Source organism: Coleofasciculaceae cyanobacterium, assembly GCA_036703275.1.
Taxonomy (GTDB): domain Bacteria; phylum Cyanobacteriota; class Cyanobacteriia; order Cyanobacteriales; family Xenococcaceae; genus Waterburya.
In genome coordinates, this window is the sequence record DATNPK010000025.1 from 15,965 (window position 1) to 31,916 (window position 15,952).

Below are 15,952 nucleotides of genomic sequence, written 5' to 3' on the forward strand. Positions count from 1 at the left end.
CCGAGCTTTTATTGGCTTGTTTGTTACCGACTAAAATTAGGCAAGATCAACAAAAAAATTAATCAATCTAAATCCTGGTTGTTGCCATTATTCATCGGCAGTATTATCTGGTTGTTGCCATCTCCCACAGGAGTCAATGAACAAGCGTGGCATTTGTTAGCAATTTTTTTGGCTACTATTATTAGCTTTATCACCAAGCCGCTGCCTATAGGTGCAGTAGCAATAATTGCTTTAACCGTCTTGATTACTAGCAATACATTAACTATCGAGCAAGGATTAAGTGGTTTTAGTGATAAAACTTCTTGGCTTACTGTTAGCTCGTTTCTAATTGCCAGAGCAATTATTAAAACTGGTTTGGGTACTCGTATTGCTTATCTATTTATTACTATTATTGGTAAAAATACTTTGCTATTGAGCTACGGCTTGTTAGTTACCGATCTAGTTTTGTCTCCTGTAATGCCCAGTGGTAATGCCAGAAGTGGCGGGGTAATTTTTCCCATTGTGAAGTCTTTAGCAAAAGCTTACCATAGCGATTCTCACGATGGCACTGAACGAAGAATTGGTGCTTTTTTGATGACAACTGCATACCAGGGAACTCAAATTACTACTGCGTTATTCCTCACAGCAATGGCAGCTAATCCTCTGATGGCAGAACTTGCCCAAGAGATTGCTGGTGTACGTATAGATTGGCTGACTTGGGCTTTAGCTGCATTATTACCTGGCAGCATAAGTTTATTAATTATGCCTCTAATAATTTATTGGTTTTATCCTCCACAGCTTAAATCTACCCCTGAAGCTCCAGCACTTGCCCAAAAAAAGCTCCGACAAATGGGCAAAATTAAACAGTCTGAGTGGTCAATCTTGGTAATATTTGTAGTGTTATTGGTATTTTGGGGATGGGGCAAACAGCTTTGGGGAATTGAAAGCGCTACTACTGGTTTAATTGGGGTTGTTTTGCTGTTAATTACTCAAGTATTAACTTGGAGAGATATTACCCAAGAACAGCAAACCTGGGATATTTTTATTTGGTTTTCTATCTTGCTCATGATGGCAACTTTTTTAAGCCAGTTTGGCTTTATTAATTGGATCAGCAACGTAATGGGCAGTGCTATTGAGAATTTATGGTGGCAAATAGCTTTTGTCTGTTTAAGCCTAGTTTATTTTTACAGCAATTATTTTTTTGCCAGCAAAGCGGCTCGTGCTGGCGCGATGTATCCTGCCTTCTTATCTGTCGCTATTTCTTTGGGAACGCCACCAATGTACGCTGCCCTGCTTTTAGCTTTCTTAGTTAACTTATCGGGCTGTCTAACTCATTATTGCACTGCCGAAGCGCCAATTTATTTGAGTGCAGGATATATGGATGCTGCCACCTGGTGTAGACTGGGATTTTACTTAAGTTTGGCTTATTTAATCATTTGGATCGTGATTGGGGGTTGGTGGTGGCATTTGCTAGGGTTTATTTAGCTTTAGTATCTAAAGTCACAAAATCATAGCCAGTTCCTGATTTTTTACCAGGATAAATCTCAACTAAAGTTCCTCGTAAATTGCGATCGCCTGATGGTAAGAAATTAATAGTTGAAGATGCTCCCTGAGCCGAAAATTCGGGATTGGCTAAAACTTGCTGTATCTTTTGTCTTTCTGAACCAGAAGCGATCGCTTTAGACAAAGCTTGAGTAGCATCATAAGCCATTGCAGTTCGCCAATTGACTGCTCCACCCCATAATTCTTCGGCATTTTTGGTGAATGAATTAGCTAAGGATGGATACCAAGCTACCGAAAGAACCATCCCGTTAGCATCTTTTTGTCCCTCTTTAAGTGTTTTATAAGTGGTCATAGAATGGTTGCCTAGTAGAGTTAGGCGATCTTCATTAGCTGCAACTATTTCTATCACTTTGTCCACTTTACGGACAGAAGGAGCAAGTAGCAAGGCATCTGCACCCTGACTAACTGCTTGGGAAGGAATCTCTGTCGGCGAAAAATCGGCTGCTGCTAAATCGCAATCAAGAGAAGTAATTTTACCGCCGTAATTGTAAACAGCCCAGGTAAAATTTTCTTTAAACGAGACACTAACTTGAGCTTCAGAATCGATACATATTGTGATGTTCTCTTTTCCTGCAATCTTAACCGCATATTCAGCTAGTGTTTCAGCTAAATCTCTGGTGCTAGGGGTAGTACGAAAAATATAATTGCCCATTGTCGCTAACACTTCGGCTGAACTTGTGGGAGTAATCATGACTAAACCGCTCTTTTGATAAATTGGAGCGGCAGCAATAGAGGCATTGCTATCGTTGTGTCCTACTACTGCTAAAACTTTTTTATCTTTAACAAACCTTTCGGCGATCTCTTGAGCAATCTTAGAATCATTATCATCGTTGGCAATTTTAATCATCATCAACTTGCCGTTAATACCACCTCGATGATTAATTTCATCTTGAGCTTGAGCTACACCCCGTAAAATTTCCTGCGCTACATTAAGGTTTCCCCCAACAGGAACACTAACTCCAATGATGTAAGGATCTTCTGTTTTAGCAGCAATAGTATTATTGAGGTAAATACGAGATTCTGGATCGTTGCGATCGCTTAAAAGAGCAGAATTAAATTTTGCAATAGCATTAACATAATCTCCATCGGCAAAAGCCTCAACTCCCGCTTGCTTGGATATACTATTATGAGCAGTAACTAATATTTTATCGCCAATACTAATTCGCTTTTGAACGGCATTGCTATCTGTTTTTACTTTAGGAAAAAACTGGTTATCAGCGTTGTTTAGCCAATAAACAGCCGGTCCAAACACACACAAAATAAAAATGTACAATAAAAGCAAAAAGTTTTTTTGATTGAGAGTGTTTTTTTTTTTAAGCATTATCCAGATAAAATTATTGATCAAAGTAACTGTATTTTGAAATTAAACGCATTTGCCAAAAGTAAGATAAAAAATGTATTTTTAACAAGCATTTTGCTGAAAATAATTGATAACATTCAAGGCAATAAACACTATAAATTAAATCAAAAATAATTAAGCAATATTGTCATTTAAACCAAATAAATTTAAAGAAATTTTATCAACTACATGAAGCCATTTCTAATTATTCTGCTCGGTCAACCGCAAATTCGCTTAAAACAAATCGAATTTTTTGGTTCTTGGCTTCGTAATCAGACAACCTATAGTGTTAAAGCTGTCAGTTAAGCATTTAATTATCTAAATTAAAAAATAAATTTACAATAAAAGCTTAATATAAGCGAATTGACAATGAATTAATTTTAATACCAAAGTTTTACCTAAAACAAGAAGCTTACAAACATTATCCGAGCCTAATTATCGAAAACTTAATAGCAGAGAAGCTTTGGATTAATTTATCTAGTTTTTGCTGACTCATTAAGCGATCGCCATAATGGTTGCTCAACGAGTAAGCGAGTTTACTTTAGTAAAGACTGCCAGCTAATTGAATTTACCTGAGCTTCAGTTTTAAGTAGTTTAATAATTTCATTTAAGTTACCAAAATTGGCTTGAGAACTTTGCGCAGCAAAGCTTATTTTAATTTCTACTTCTACTGCTCCAGATTTTGCCCGATTATCAAGATTTTTACTCTGCATTCCTACTATTGTTAGTTTTTGTTCTCTAGCAAATTTTAGGACTAACTCTAAAACTTGAGACTCCTTTGCAAGAGAACACAACAAATGGCAATCATATCGATTATAATTTTTTGCAGTAGCTAATGCCAAAGAGTCTATTGAAGATAAGGGACTAATAGCATTATTCATTTGCTTCGTATCATCTAAAGACAAGTGAGCGTCTTGGTCTTCTTGCTGTTGTTTGAAAGCTTCTACTAAAGGGCGTAATAATAAATTAGCTCCAACCACTGCCAAAGTACTAACATAAGCCTGTACCAGAAAACCTGAACCTACGAGTGAACCTATTGCTGCTGCGCACCAAAGAGTAGCTGCGGTATTTATTCCTTTGACACTTGCTCCTTCTCTTAAAATTACGCCACCACCCAAAAAACCAACTCCCGAGACTATTTGGGCGGCAATTCTAGTTGGGCTAGCGTCTCCTGGAGTCATAATCGAAAGCATGACAAACATTGCCGATCCCAGAGTTACTAATACATTAGTTTTTAAAACCGCTCTGGTTTTCAGCCATTGTCTTTCAATGCCAATTCCCACCGCCAGAAAAAACCCCACAAGTAAGCGAATAGCAAAAGTCGTCCAGGTAATAGTCATGTTAATATTTTTGGAGTCACTGACCAGCGGTTCTATATATTATGTGAATTATAGTGAAATTACGTTTAGACCATAGCTCTTCTTGTAGATCAATACATAAAAACACGCTCAGTTTAATAGAAGATTAAGAGTGTTGGTTCACTGCAAAGTAAAGTATAGATGTTCGATCGCTATTCAATGATTTGTCTGTAGTAAACAATATATGCAATGCCAAATCTTAGTTTTGTATAGACGCTTCTGTATTCTGCAACACCAAGACTAAAAACCAAAAAATAATTGCCATATGGAGCGATCGCTTTTTTACACTACAACTATTCAATTAATAAAATAACTGAACCCGATGAAATCAATGTTTAATGCAACAGATCTAGAAAAAATTAGAACTTATATCAAACATACTTGGAAAACTTTAACACGTTCTCCAAAAGACCTTCTAGCAGCAGCAAAAGATCCTAAAATCGAGCATAATCGCGATCGCCCCTGGTTAGTTTATATTTCACCCCGCGAAGATCTCAATCGCATCAAGACATCTCTACAACAAATTCTGACTCCTGAAGAATGGCAACAACTGGAATTGCGGATTTTACCTGCTGAGGTAGAATCAATCGAAGAACATGGTTTGCTTTATCTGCCGCATTCCTACGTGGTTCCTGGTGGACGTTTTAATGAAATGTATGGTTGGGATAGTTATTTTATTATTTTAGGACTGTTGCAAGACCAAGAAATTGCACTAGCTAAAAATATGGTCGATCAGTTAGCTTATGAAATCGAGCATTATGGGATGATTCTTAACGCTAATCGTACCTATTTACTGACGCGATCGCAGCCGCCAATATTTGCTCCAGCAATTGTCAAAGTCTACGAATATACTCAAGATAAGCAATGGTTGCAGTCGATGCTACCAACTATCGAAACTTATTATTATTACTGGAGTGTACCGCCTCATCTTAACCAGGCTACAGGATTGTCTCATTATGCAGCTTTGGGACATGGTCCTGCTCCAGAAGTAGTTATGTCAGAATTAGATGAACAGGGAAAAACTCATTACGATCGCGTTAAAGAATATTACCGTCAATTTCGCTTCGATGATTATGACGTAAACCTGTATTACGATCAAGGTCAAGATGAATTAACTGAATTATTTTATCAGGGCGATCGCTCGATGCGTGAATCGGGATTTGATATTACCAACCGTTTTGGGCCTTTTAGTATTGATATTATTCACTACGCCCCTGTCTGTTTGAATGTTTTGCTGTATCAAATGGAATTAGATACGGCTAAAATCAACGAAATTCTGGGTTATTCAGAAATAGCCAGCCAATGGCGCGATCGCGCTTTTTTACGTCAGGAGAGAATTAACCAGTTTTTATGGGATGAAGAGACAGGACTTTATTTTGACTACAATTTCCGTACTGGTAAACGGAGACTATATGAATACGCTACTACATTTTATCCTTTGTGGGCAGGTATAGCTTCTCCCGAACAAGCTCGACGAGTTTGGCAAAATTTAGATAAATTTGAAGAAGCAGGCGGAATTCTTACCAGCACTCATGTTAGTGGAAATCAATGGGATGCTCCTTTTGGTTGGGCTCCTTTAAACTTGATGGCTGTAGAAGGATTGCTACGCTATGGTTACGAAGCAGACGCTAAACGTATTGCTGGCAAATTTTTAACCATGGCAGTTCAAGAATTTAACAAAAGTGGGACGTTAGTAGAAAAATATGATGTATGTAATTGTTCTGCTAACGTTTCTGACGAAATCTTTTTTGGCTATAGTTCTAATGAGATTGGCTTTGGTTGGACGAATGGAGTGATTTTAGAATTGTTGAAAATTTTAGCTTTGTAGAAATTGGGAAAAGAGTTGAAAATTTAACAACAGCAATTTTTAATTAACTCAATAGCTGCTTTTAATCCATTTGCATGTATCCAGCCTACATATCCCGCAAAACGACAAATATTCATTTTATCAAAAAGATAGACATAATGAATTTTAGCAACATTGACAACATAAAATAATTTTCCACTACCATCGGCAAAGTTTAATGTGGTGATTGGTTTGTCATTAATAGCAAATCGTAGTTTGTCGGGACTAATTCCCGAAACTTTTTTCAAACAATTTATTGCTTCTTGGAGATATTTTTCATCTGAACATTGACTACTTTTTTCATTTTGAAGATGATCGACAATCAACTGAGCAATTCTTTCGTAACTCCAGTATTTTGCATGTGAGGTGACCGCATCCAAAGCCATTGCAGCTATTTCTTGGCCAATAGAACGAGCGGCTTTGGCTGCCAAATTATTATTAGGATCAATGTAAATATCTTTTAATTCGAGTTTGTCTGAAGCATCTAGACAAAAACTCGATTTTAGAGGATAAGCAATAATATCTGAAGGATGAATAATATTAACCCATTTCAATGAATAACTTTGATTTTTCTGGGAAAATTCTTGAATTTTATTTGGATTGACCCCTAACATAGTGTTGAAAAATAAGATAGGAGATCCCATAGTAGTTATACTTTTTAGATAAACTTGTTCCCGTTTAGATTCTTCGCTTAAATTATGAATCGCAGAACGAATATCAAAAGCAGGATCGTTTGGCTTAAATCTTTCAGAAAATAAAATATCCCATAAGATCACACTTCCCAACGAATGAGTAATCATGTGTAACTCTGTTTCTTGAGAATTTTCTTTTAAAAACTGGATCAATTGTTGAGCAATTAATTTTCTAATTTCGGCTCCACGTCGCTCATTAAGATAGGTAAACATATCTCCAATAAATTCAGATAAGAAACCTTCTCTAAATTCTCTATATCTAAAATAGTCCTTAACATCTATTTCTGGATAGTCATGCTGAAGAGTATTTATGTCGCGATCTATCTGACTCCACATTTTGTCAACATCGCTTAAGGCATTCCCCCAAAAACTAGAGCAAAAGCAAGGAGATATCACACCATGCTTGTTTAATTCTTCTCTAATGGCAATTTTGAATGGTTCAGCGTATTTAACATCTCGTGTTGCTACACCATGAATGAAGAAAATAAGCATTGCTATCACTATTGAAATAATCAAATATCGTTTCAATTTTTAGAATGCCCATTTATTTAAAATTTCTCGACTAATTTGATTATTGCGATCGCTTCTGGTGGTAGGTGCTTAAAAAATAAGCGCTCGCACTTATCCAAACCAATCACCCAAAATTTTTTCAACTCAAATTAAATTACTGGCAAAAAATAGCTTCTCAGACGTAAACCACTCTTTAGATAGAAGCGCTTCAGAATTAATCGTGGTAGAAACAAACAGGAATGCGGACAATCGTTACTCCTGGTTATCAAATCATTAGACAATAGCTAAATAAACATGAAAGTTGGTTCTCATTATCTGGGTAATGGTGTTTGCGAATTTATTATTTGGTCGCCTTTAAAAGAAGAAGTAGCGGTACATCTTGTTTTGCCAGAAGAGAAGTTGCTACCAATGACAAAGCAGGAACGGGGTTACTGGTATCTTAAAGCAGACAATATCAAGCCTGGTACGCTTTACTATTATCGACTTGAGGACGCATCGGATAAACCAGATCCTGCTTCTCATTTTCAACCTCAAGGAGTTCACCAAGCATCAGAAGTAATTGATCACAGTAATATCAATTGGCAAGACTCTCAATGGGCTGGTATTCCTCTTGATAAGATGATTATGTATGAGTTGCACGTGGGGACTTTTACTGATCAGGGGACTTTTAAAGCAATCATTCCGCGGTTGTCAAATTTAGCGGAGTTGGGAGTCAATGCGATAGAAATTATGCCAGTGGCTCAATTTCCGGGCGATCGCAATTGGGGTTATGATGGAGTATATCCTTATGCGGTACAAAATTCTTACGGTAGACCTGAAGATTTAAAGCAACTGGTAGATGCAGCGCATCAGCAAGGGATAGCGGTAATTTTGGATGTAGTTTACAACCATTTTGGCCCAGAAGGTAATTATATCGCTCATCACGGTCCTTATTTTACCGAAACTTATCAAACTCCTTGGGGAAGTGCAATTAACTTTGATGATGCCTATAGTGATGGGGTGCGTAATTATTTTATTGAAAATGCTCTCTATTGGTTGGAAAATTATCATCTAGATGGGCTGCGCTTAGATGCGATTCAGGCTATTTATGATTTGGGCGCAAAACACATCCTGCAAGACATTGCCGAAAAGGTGGAGGAACTTTCGCAAAAGCTAGGTAGAAAATTCTATTTAATTGCTGAAAGCGATCTTAATGATGTGCGCGTTATTCGTCCTAAAGAATTAGGCGGTTACGGAGTTGATGCTCAATGGAGTGATGATTTTCATCATTCTCTGCGTACTGTTTTAACTGAAGAGTCTGGGGGATATTATGCAGATTTTGGTACTTGCGAACAACTAGCCAAAGCTTATCAAAATACTTTTGTTTACGATTGGCAATATTCCCCCTTTCGTAAAAGATATCATGGTAATGCCCTTGGCGATCGCCAAGGGCATCAATTTGTAGTTTGCATTCAAAATCACGATCAAATTGGCAATCGGATGTTAGGAGAACGTTTATCCGACTTGATTGATTTTGAGTCGGTAAAATTAGCTACGGGTGCTTTATTGCTTGCTCCTTATATTCCATTATTATTTATGGGGCAGGAATATGGCGAAGAATCTCCTTTTCTTTATTTTGTCAGTCACAGCGATTCAGATTTAGTTGAAGCGATAAGAGAAGGTAGAAAAAAAGAATTTACTGATTTTCACCTTGAGGGAGAATATATCGATCCTCAAAGTTTACCAGCTTTTAATTTATCAAAAATTAATTGGGCGAAAAGAACCGAAGGTAAGCATCAAGTTTTATGGCAACTGCACCAAAAATTAATTACTATGCGACGAACTATTCCTGCGTTAAAAAAACTCGATAAACAAAATCTAACCGCTACTGCAAGAGAAAGCGATCGCTTTCTCTTATTACATCGTTGGCAGAATAACAGTCAAGTTTTTAGTATTCTCAATTTTAATCAACAAGATGTTAATTTAAAAATTGATTTTCCGCCTGGTAAATGGCAAAAAATCTTAGACTCTGCCGAACCTAAATGGATGGGATCTAGTTCTTCCTTGCCAGAACAAATTACCCGAAAAGAAGCAGAATTATCAATTAAGTCTCGTAGTTTTGTAGTTTACCAACAATAAACTTTTATTTCTTATTTGACCGCATCCGAGGCAACCTTGGATGTCGCCACCTCTTTAATTTAAGTATTCAACCGAACTTGAGATTATTGCCTATTATGCGTATTCCAACAGCTACTTATAGAATTCAATTTCACTCCAAATTTAATTTTGAACGTGCTAAAGAAATAGTTACGTATTTAGCAGATTTAGGTATTTCCGATTTTTACGCTTCACCTATTTTTGAAGCTTGTCAGGGAAGTACCCATGGTTATGACGTAGTAAACCCAACTATACTCAATCCTGAACTGGGAACTGAGTCAGATTTTACCGATTTAATTGCCGAAATTCACCAACATCAAATGGGATGGTTGCAAGATATTGTTCCTAACCACATGGCTTATGATAGTCAAAATCTATGGTTAATGGATGTTTTAGAAAATGGCAAAGATTCTGATTTTTTTGATTTTTTTGATATTAATTGGAATCAACTTTATGAAGAAATGCACGGGCGAGTACTTGCTCCTTTGTTAGGTGATTTTTATGGTAACTGTTTAGCCAGAGGAGAAATTAAGCTTGACTACAATGAACAGGGCTTATTTATTAATTATTTTGACTTAGAATTACCAGTAAGGTTCGAGTCTTATTTAACCTTTATTACTCATAATTTAGGTGCATTAGCGCGACAAATAGGTCGCCAACATCCTGATTTTATTAAGTTTTTAGGAATTTTATATCTACTAAAAAATATTCCTGAAGAAACCAAAGGAAAAGAGCGTTACGATCAAATAAATTTTGTTAAAAGTCTCATTTGGGAAACTTATAGGCAAAATTCTAGTGTAGAAAATTTTATTCAAAACAACCTAAAAGCGTTTAATGGTGAAGTAGACAAGCCTGAAAGTTTTGATTTACTTGACAACTTACTTTCTGAACAATTTTATCGTTTATCTTTTTGGAAAGTTGGCGCAGAAGAAATTAATTATCGTCGATTTTTTACCGTAAACGAATTAATTTCTGTCAAAGTAGAAGAGTTAAAAGTATTTAATAAAACTCACGAATTAATTAGTCAATTAATTGCCGAAAACAAATTTACGGGAGTACGAATCGATCATATTGATGGCTTGTATAATCCTGCCCAATATCTAACTAGATTAAGAGAAAAACTAGGAGATGTCTATATCACCGTAGAAAAAATTCTCGAATTAACTGAAGACTTACCGCAAGATTGGCAAATTCAAGGTACGAGCGGTTACGAATTTCTTAACTATGTTAACGGAGTATTTTGCTATCCAGAAAATAAACAACAATTTAGTAATATTTATACTAATTTTACTGGATTAAAAGCTACTTACAAAGATTTAGTTTATGAAAAGAAAGGTTTAATTTTAGAAAAAAACTTAGCAGGAGATCTAGAAAATTTAGCTCAAATTCTCAAAAAGATTTCCTCTCATACAAGAGAAGGGAGTGATTTTACTACCTATGGTTTAAAAAAGGCTCTATTTGAAGTATTAGTTTTGTTTCCTGTTTATCGCACTTACATTGATGAAAATGGTATTGGAAGAACAGACAATAAGTATGTCAATCAAACTATAAAAGCTGCTAAGAAAAAAGCTCCTTTATTGGTTAACGAATTCAATTTTATCCAAAAAATACTACTGTTAGAGTACGAAGATTTTCGCAGTCAAACGCAACGAGAAGAATGGTTACACTTTGTGATGCGATCGCAACAGCTAACAGGACCATTAATGGCAAAAGGAGTTGAAGATACACTTTTATATGTTTATAACCGATTATTATCATTAAACGAGGTAGGAGGAAACCCCAGCCACTTTGGTATCGATCTGGATTTGTTTCATCAATTCAATCAAAAAAAAGTTAAGAATTGGCTTCATGGAATGAATACAACTGCTACTCACGACACTAAGAAGGGTGAAGATATACGTGCCAGACTAAATGTTCTTTCGGAAATTCCTCAAGAGTGGGAACAACAAGTAAATCACTGGCGAGAAATTAATCAATCTTATAAACAAGAGGGAATTCCTGATGCTAATGATGAGTATTTCTTTTATCAAACTTTATTAGGTACTTTTCCTTTTGACGCAAGTGAATTATCTGACTTTTCTAGCAGAATCAAAGATTACATTCTCAAAGCAGTCAGAGAAGCAAAAGTTCATACAGCTTGGTTACGCCCAGATGAAGAATACGAACAAGCATATTTTAGCTTTATTGATCGAGTTTTAGAAGCCAAAGAATCTGATTTTTGGCAACATTTTCAACCTTTTCAGCAACAAATAGCCGAATATGGTATCTATAACTCTCTTTCCCAAGTCTTAATTAAAAATACTGCACCTGGCGTACCAGATTTGTACCAAGGTGCAGAATTATGGGAATTAAGTTTAGTTGACCCTGATAATCGTCGTCCTGTAAATTATCAAAAAAGAACAAACTTTTTAAAAGAAATAAAAGAAAAAAGTAACCAAGATATTCTGCAATTAATTAAGGAACTGATTGAAACTAAAGAAAACGGTAAAATCAAACTTTTTTTAACTTATCAATTATTAAAAGCCAGACAAGAATACGCAAAAATCTTTCAAAATAGTGATTATCAACCAATAGAAGTTACTGGAAAATATCATAATCATCTTGTTGCTTTTGCTAGAAACTATGAAGATAAAACTTTGGTGGCGATCGCGCCTCGTTTCTTGACAGGAATCATCAAACCAGGACAACTTCCTCTTGGTACTGAAGTATGGTCAGATACCAGTTTAAAGTTGGCTCACAAAAATTGGCATAATCTAGTAGATAATCAAACAATAGTCGGAGAAAATCTGGCGATCGGCAAAATTTTACAGAACTTTTCCGTTGCTTTATTAATTGGATAAAGAATTTGAGCAGACAATTAAGACCAGGAAATAGACTACTATTATGGCAACTAATTTAGTAATTCCCAATATTCCTAACGTTAGTTTAATCGCTTTTTATGGTGATAAATCGTCGCAGTTGACCACTTTTATTAACAAGATACACGCTTATCTAGTCAATCATGAACTAATTCAAGAGCAATTTATTCCTTATCAACTAGAGCAAATACACTGGACAATTATTGGCTGTGAGGGATTTAAAACCGAGTCAGGAGTAGTTAATAAATGGTTTTACGAACATAGACAAGAAACTAGATATATAAATTTTTCTGGTTTAATCAATCATCTTCAGCATCAAGTTAATTTTCCGCTATCGATCCGCTTCGGAGGATATGATCGCAGTACGAACTATAATTTCCTTAGTCGCAGTCAACATTTATATTTTCGTTCTTTCCAACTCCAGCCAGCAGACAATCAAACTATACCAGTATTGATTGGTTGGCCATGGGAAAATTACAGTGTCTCTCTAGCAATAGATAATCTACGTCATGACTTGCAACAATTTAATTTGCTGCATAAATATCATGCAACTCCCGATGCAATAGATAACGATTTTTATCTACGTTTGGGAGCTATTGATCGTCAGCTAACTTTAGAAGAGAATGAAGAAATTGCTGCTGATATTCGCAATTTTCTCGAAGCTCAAGCCGCTTTATCTATCGCAATTCATCTAAACGATTTAGCTTTTGTTCAGTATCAGGATTTGTCCTTCTCAGCCACAACTAAAGTAATTCCTGTTGCGGAAATAACTGCTAGTCAACTTGAGCAACTTTATTAAACAATAAACTAATTACCATATTGATCGGGTAAGGTTTGAGAGTCACCTTTCGCCCCTCCCCTAAGAACCGTGCTTGACACTTTCGCATCACACGGCCGGGGCCATACTTCCAGCTTTTAACTTGGGTTTGAGTGTTCTTGTTTGTGACAAGCACTGTGTAAGTGGATTAAATTCTCAGTGTCATCTGAGCCACCATCTTTCACAAGAACTATGTGATGAGTTTCGATACTTTCTCCGTTGAATAAGATTGTCTGCAATTTGGGCATTTCCAGTTTTGTTGTTTGGCTACTTGTTCGTATTTACTCTCTTTTGCCCAATATGATTTACCCTCTTTGGTTTGACGTTTTTCCCAGTAATCCGCTAAGTCCGCATTAAAAGGACTAGCTGTTCCTTTGACTTTGACATGACACGATACCCAACGCCACTTTTTTTAGTTAACCTCTTTTAATAATTGAACGATCGCTTTTCTAATAAACGCTTCATCTTCAGGATTTTGATAGGGATTTCCCGCCCGATGTCCCCAAATTGAAGGAATAGGTAGATATTCGGCATTAGGAATTAAATCCGCTTCGATTTTGCAGTCTTCTGGGGTAAAGTACAAGTCGGTTGTAGCTGGCATAACTAGAGTTTTAGCAGTAATCGATCCCAGTGCCTGTCGATAGTTTCCTTGATAAGTTGGATTATTACCCACATCACAATGCAACCAGGTATCGATCATTGTCAATAAATTATGCGGATCGCGTTGGCGGTAATTAGCTTCCCAACCTCGTAATAAATAATCATCTAAAGACTCGTAACCAAACTGGTCATAAACTTTTTCTCGATAGTAAGCTTGGGATGCTGCCCAACTGGCATAAATACGGGCAAAAGCTTTAAATCCGCGATCGGGAATGCCATCAAACCCATTACCATTCCAAGCAGGATCGGCTGTTAGGGCAGTGCGTAAACTCTGTAAGAATATCTTGTTGTGTGCGGTAGTTTTGGCTGTGCCACACAAAGCAGCTATACGCTTAACGCGATCGGGATATAACGCCCCCCAATGATATGCTTGCTGCGCCCCCATCGACCAACCATAGACTAAGGCTATTTTCTCGATCTTAAATACTTTTTCTAATAATTGTTTTTGGGCGCGGATATTATCTAAATGAGTAAAGTAAAATCCTGATTCAGCTAATTTACAGACTCGATCGTTACTAGGAGAACTAGATAAGCCATTCCCCAGCATATTAGGAATAATCACAAAATGTTGACTGGGATCGAGAATGCTGTCGCAACGAATTAACCATTCAATATCCGTGTGATTTGCCCCGTAGGAAGTGGGATACAAGATAACGTTAGAGAGTGTTTGATTTAATTCCCCATAGGTTTTATATACTATGCTTGCTTCTGGTAATATCGCCCCACATTGTAGAGAAAAACCTTTGATTGTGAATTGATTTGTAGTGTCGTTCATAATTTTTGCAGTGCGTTTTTTAAACCACCCTTACCCCAGATTAGTTACGTTGTTTCGATTTATTTAGTTTAAATTTTGACTCAAATAACCCTGAGAATATGCTTGATGTATGGCTTGAATACGGGTACGAGAATTTAACTTATTTACTGCGTTGTTGACGTGAAATTTAAGGGTACGATCGCTGATAAACAACTTCTGGGCAATTTGGCGATCGCGCATTCCCTTAGCTAAGAGTTGAATTACCTCTTGTTCTCGATCACAAACAGATGCAGTTAATTTAGGTTGATCGCGATAGGGCAGAGATAATTGAACCTGAATAATATTGTCATTGGTATCGATTGATAATTTACCACCCATATTAGTAATAGCAGCAGTAATCTCCTCAAAGGCTGTTTTCGTCTGTGGATCTGAGTTGGACAACATTGCTTCTAAATATAGGCGATCGCTTTCATAAGACAAACGGCAATAATTACAGCGATTGACCTGAAGAACTTCCGCCGTTTTCAATAAGATATAGTTGCCAGAAATAGACAAAGGGTGTTTTTTCTCTACCAGCATTAGGGCAATATTAGTTAAAATAACCGATATTTGCTCACAAAGGGGTTTATTTGTCCATAAACGTGGATTATCAAAACGCGCTCGCACTGTTAATTCCTGTTGATATAGTTGAGCGTTATTTAAAGCTACTGCTACCGAACTACAGAGTATTCTTAAGGCTTCTAAAAACTCGACCTCCATTGATTGATGGCTAAAAACTGCTAGCACTCCAACTGCCTCCCCTGCAATAGTTAGAGGTAACCCAGCAAAACCACAAATACTATTGGCGATCGCCGATTGACGCTCTTTTACCAAGTCTCTTCTGCTAACTGGTTACTCAAAAAAGGAATACAGTTTTGCGCAATTTTTCCGACTTTATAAGCATCCATCGGCACTAAAGCAAAATCCCCATCCAAACGGGTATACAATCCTGAAGAAGCTACTAGTTTCAAAGCCATGCGATCTGCTTCCACTAGCCAAATACGGATAAAGGAACAGTTAAACCTGTCTATCAAACCATTAGTTATTTGAGATGCGATCGCTTCAGGTTCGAGATAACCAGACAGACTTTGATTAAGAATAGCAATATTTCGTAGTTCAAATAGCAGTCGAGTCGAGTTGATTAAGACGTGGTTGTCATCAGACACAAGATAAGAAATAAATAAGCTATTATCCACTATCGTGATACAAGTTACCTAACTATCCTGTATTCAAAGTTACGCGATGGCAAGAAACAGATGCCGATCGATGGCAGCAGCTACAGCAAGAACTAGTTAAAGGCGATCGCTGGATTATTGATGGTAATTACGGTAGTACAATCGAGATTCGATTAGCAGCAGATACGATTATTTGGCTCGATTTAAATCGCTATTTGTGTTTATG

At 36.7% G+C, this 15,952-nt stretch carries 11 protein-coding genes; 5 read left to right on the plus strand and 6 right to left on the minus strand.

Annotated elements, in window-relative coordinates; translation table 11 throughout:
- The first annotated feature begins 78 nt into the window (after nt 1-78).
- Nucleotides 79-1,464: an anion permease gene (locus tag V6C71_05240; GenBank protein ID HEY9767901.1), complete on the plus strand. Its 1,386-nt coding sequence runs from the start codon at nt 79-81 to the stop codon at nt 1,462-1,464.
- Here V6C71_05240 and V6C71_05245 read toward each other — a convergent pair.
- Nucleotides 1,457-2,863 carry an ABC transporter substrate-binding protein gene (locus tag V6C71_05245; protein ID HEY9767902.1) on the minus strand — a complete coding sequence of 469 codons (1,407 nt, stop codon included), beginning with the start codon at nt 2,861-2,863 and terminating at the stop codon, nt 1,457-1,459. The genes V6C71_05240 and V6C71_05245 overlap by 8 nt on opposite strands.
- A gap of 554 nt (nt 2,864-3,417) precedes the next feature.
- A complete protein-coding gene (locus tag V6C71_05250) occupies nt 3,418-4,221 on the minus strand; it encodes an MgtC/SapB family protein (protein ID HEY9767903.1) in 804 nt (267 codons plus the stop codon).
- Between the two features lie 340 nt (nt 4,222-4,561).
- On the opposite strand from V6C71_05250, the gene V6C71_05255 reads away from it, so the two are divergent.
- Nucleotides 4,562-6,067, plus strand: a complete 1,506-nt coding sequence (locus tag V6C71_05255; GenBank protein HEY9767904.1) for a trehalase family glycosidase — start codon at nt 4,562-4,564, stop codon at nt 6,065-6,067.
- Nucleotides 6,068-6,090: 23 nt separating this feature from the next.
- Here V6C71_05255 and V6C71_05260 read toward each other — a convergent pair whose 3' ends face one another.
- Complete coding sequence (locus V6C71_05260; GenBank protein HEY9767905.1) at nt 6,091-7,269, minus strand: hypothetical protein; 1,179 nt, start codon at nt 7,267-7,269, stop codon at nt 6,091-6,093.
- 312 nt (nt 7,270-7,581) lie between these two features.
- Between V6C71_05260 and treZ the strand changes: the two genes are divergently transcribed.
- The 3 genes from treZ to V6C71_05275 all read left to right on the plus strand — a co-directional run bounded on the left by treZ (nt 7,582) and on the right by V6C71_05275 (nt 13,080).
- Nucleotides 7,582-9,405: a malto-oligosyltrehalose trehalohydrolase gene (gene treZ / locus V6C71_05265; GenBank protein ID HEY9767906.1), complete on the plus strand. Its 1,824-nt coding sequence runs from the start codon at nt 7,582-7,584 to the stop codon at nt 9,403-9,405.
- A gap of 95 nt (nt 9,406-9,500) precedes the next feature.
- The gene (gene treY / locus V6C71_05270) at nt 9,501-12,263 is read left to right on the plus strand and encodes a malto-oligosyltrehalose synthase (protein HEY9767907.1); all 2,763 of its coding nucleotides are present in this window, start codon (nt 9,501-9,503) and stop codon (nt 12,261-12,263) included.
- A gap of 43 nt (nt 12,264-12,306) precedes the next feature.
- Nucleotides 12,307-13,080 (plus strand): hypothetical protein, encoded by a 774-nt coding sequence (locus tag V6C71_05275; protein ID HEY9767908.1) that lies wholly within the window; start codon nt 12,307-12,309, stop codon nt 13,078-13,080.
- Nucleotides 13,081-13,510: 430 nt separating this feature from the next.
- Here V6C71_05275 and V6C71_05280 read toward each other — a convergent pair whose 3' ends face one another.
- The 3 genes from V6C71_05280 to V6C71_05290 all read right to left on the minus strand — a co-directional run bounded on the left by V6C71_05280 (nt 13,511) and on the right by V6C71_05290 (nt 15,717).
- Nucleotides 13,511-14,533, minus strand: a complete 1,023-nt coding sequence (locus V6C71_05280) for an alpha/beta fold hydrolase (protein HEY9767909.1) — start codon at nt 14,531-14,533, stop codon at nt 13,511-13,513.
- Between the two features lie 63 nt (nt 14,534-14,596).
- Complete coding sequence (locus tag V6C71_05285) at nt 14,597-15,385, minus strand: LuxR C-terminal-related transcriptional regulator (protein ID HEY9767910.1); 789 nt, start codon at nt 15,383-15,385, stop codon at nt 14,597-14,599.
- Nucleotides 15,379-15,717 carry a hypothetical protein gene (locus tag V6C71_05290; GenBank protein ID HEY9767911.1) on the minus strand — a complete coding sequence of 113 codons (339 nt, stop codon included), beginning with the start codon at nt 15,715-15,717 and terminating at the stop codon, nt 15,379-15,381. Before V6C71_05290 ends, V6C71_05285 begins: the two co-directional genes overlap by 7 nt.
- Between the last annotated feature and the right edge of the window lie 235 nt (nt 15,718-15,952).

Excerpts from the sequence above, each read along its gene's own strand:
- treZ (HEY9767906.1), top strand. The coding sequence starts at position 7,582 with ATGAAAGTTGGTTCTCATTATCTGGGTAATGGTGTTTGCGAATTTATT.
- treY (HEY9767907.1), top strand. The coding sequence starts at position 9,501 with ATGCGTATTCCAACAGCTACTTATAGAATTCAATTTCACTCCAAATTT.
- V6C71_05280 (HEY9767909.1), bottom strand. The coding sequence starts at position 14,533 with ATGAACGACACTACAAATCAATTCACAATCAAAGGTTTTTCTCTACAA.
- V6C71_05255 (HEY9767904.1), top strand. The coding sequence starts at position 4,562 with ATGAAATCAATGTTTAATGCAACAGATCTAGAAAAAATTAGAACTTAT.
- V6C71_05275 (HEY9767908.1), top strand. The coding sequence starts at position 12,307 with ATGGCAACTAATTTAGTAATTCCCAATATTCCTAACGTTAGTTTAATC.
- V6C71_05250 (HEY9767903.1), bottom strand. The coding sequence starts at position 4,221 with ATGACTATTACCTGGACGACTTTTGCTATTCGCTTACTTGTGGGGTTT.
- V6C71_05260 (HEY9767905.1), bottom strand. The coding sequence starts at position 7,269 with ATGCTTATTTTCTTCATTCATGGTGTAGCAACACGAGATGTTAAATAC.
- V6C71_05245 (HEY9767902.1), bottom strand. The coding sequence starts at position 2,863 with ATGCTTAAAAAAAAAAACACTCTCAATCAAAAAAACTTTTTGCTTTTA.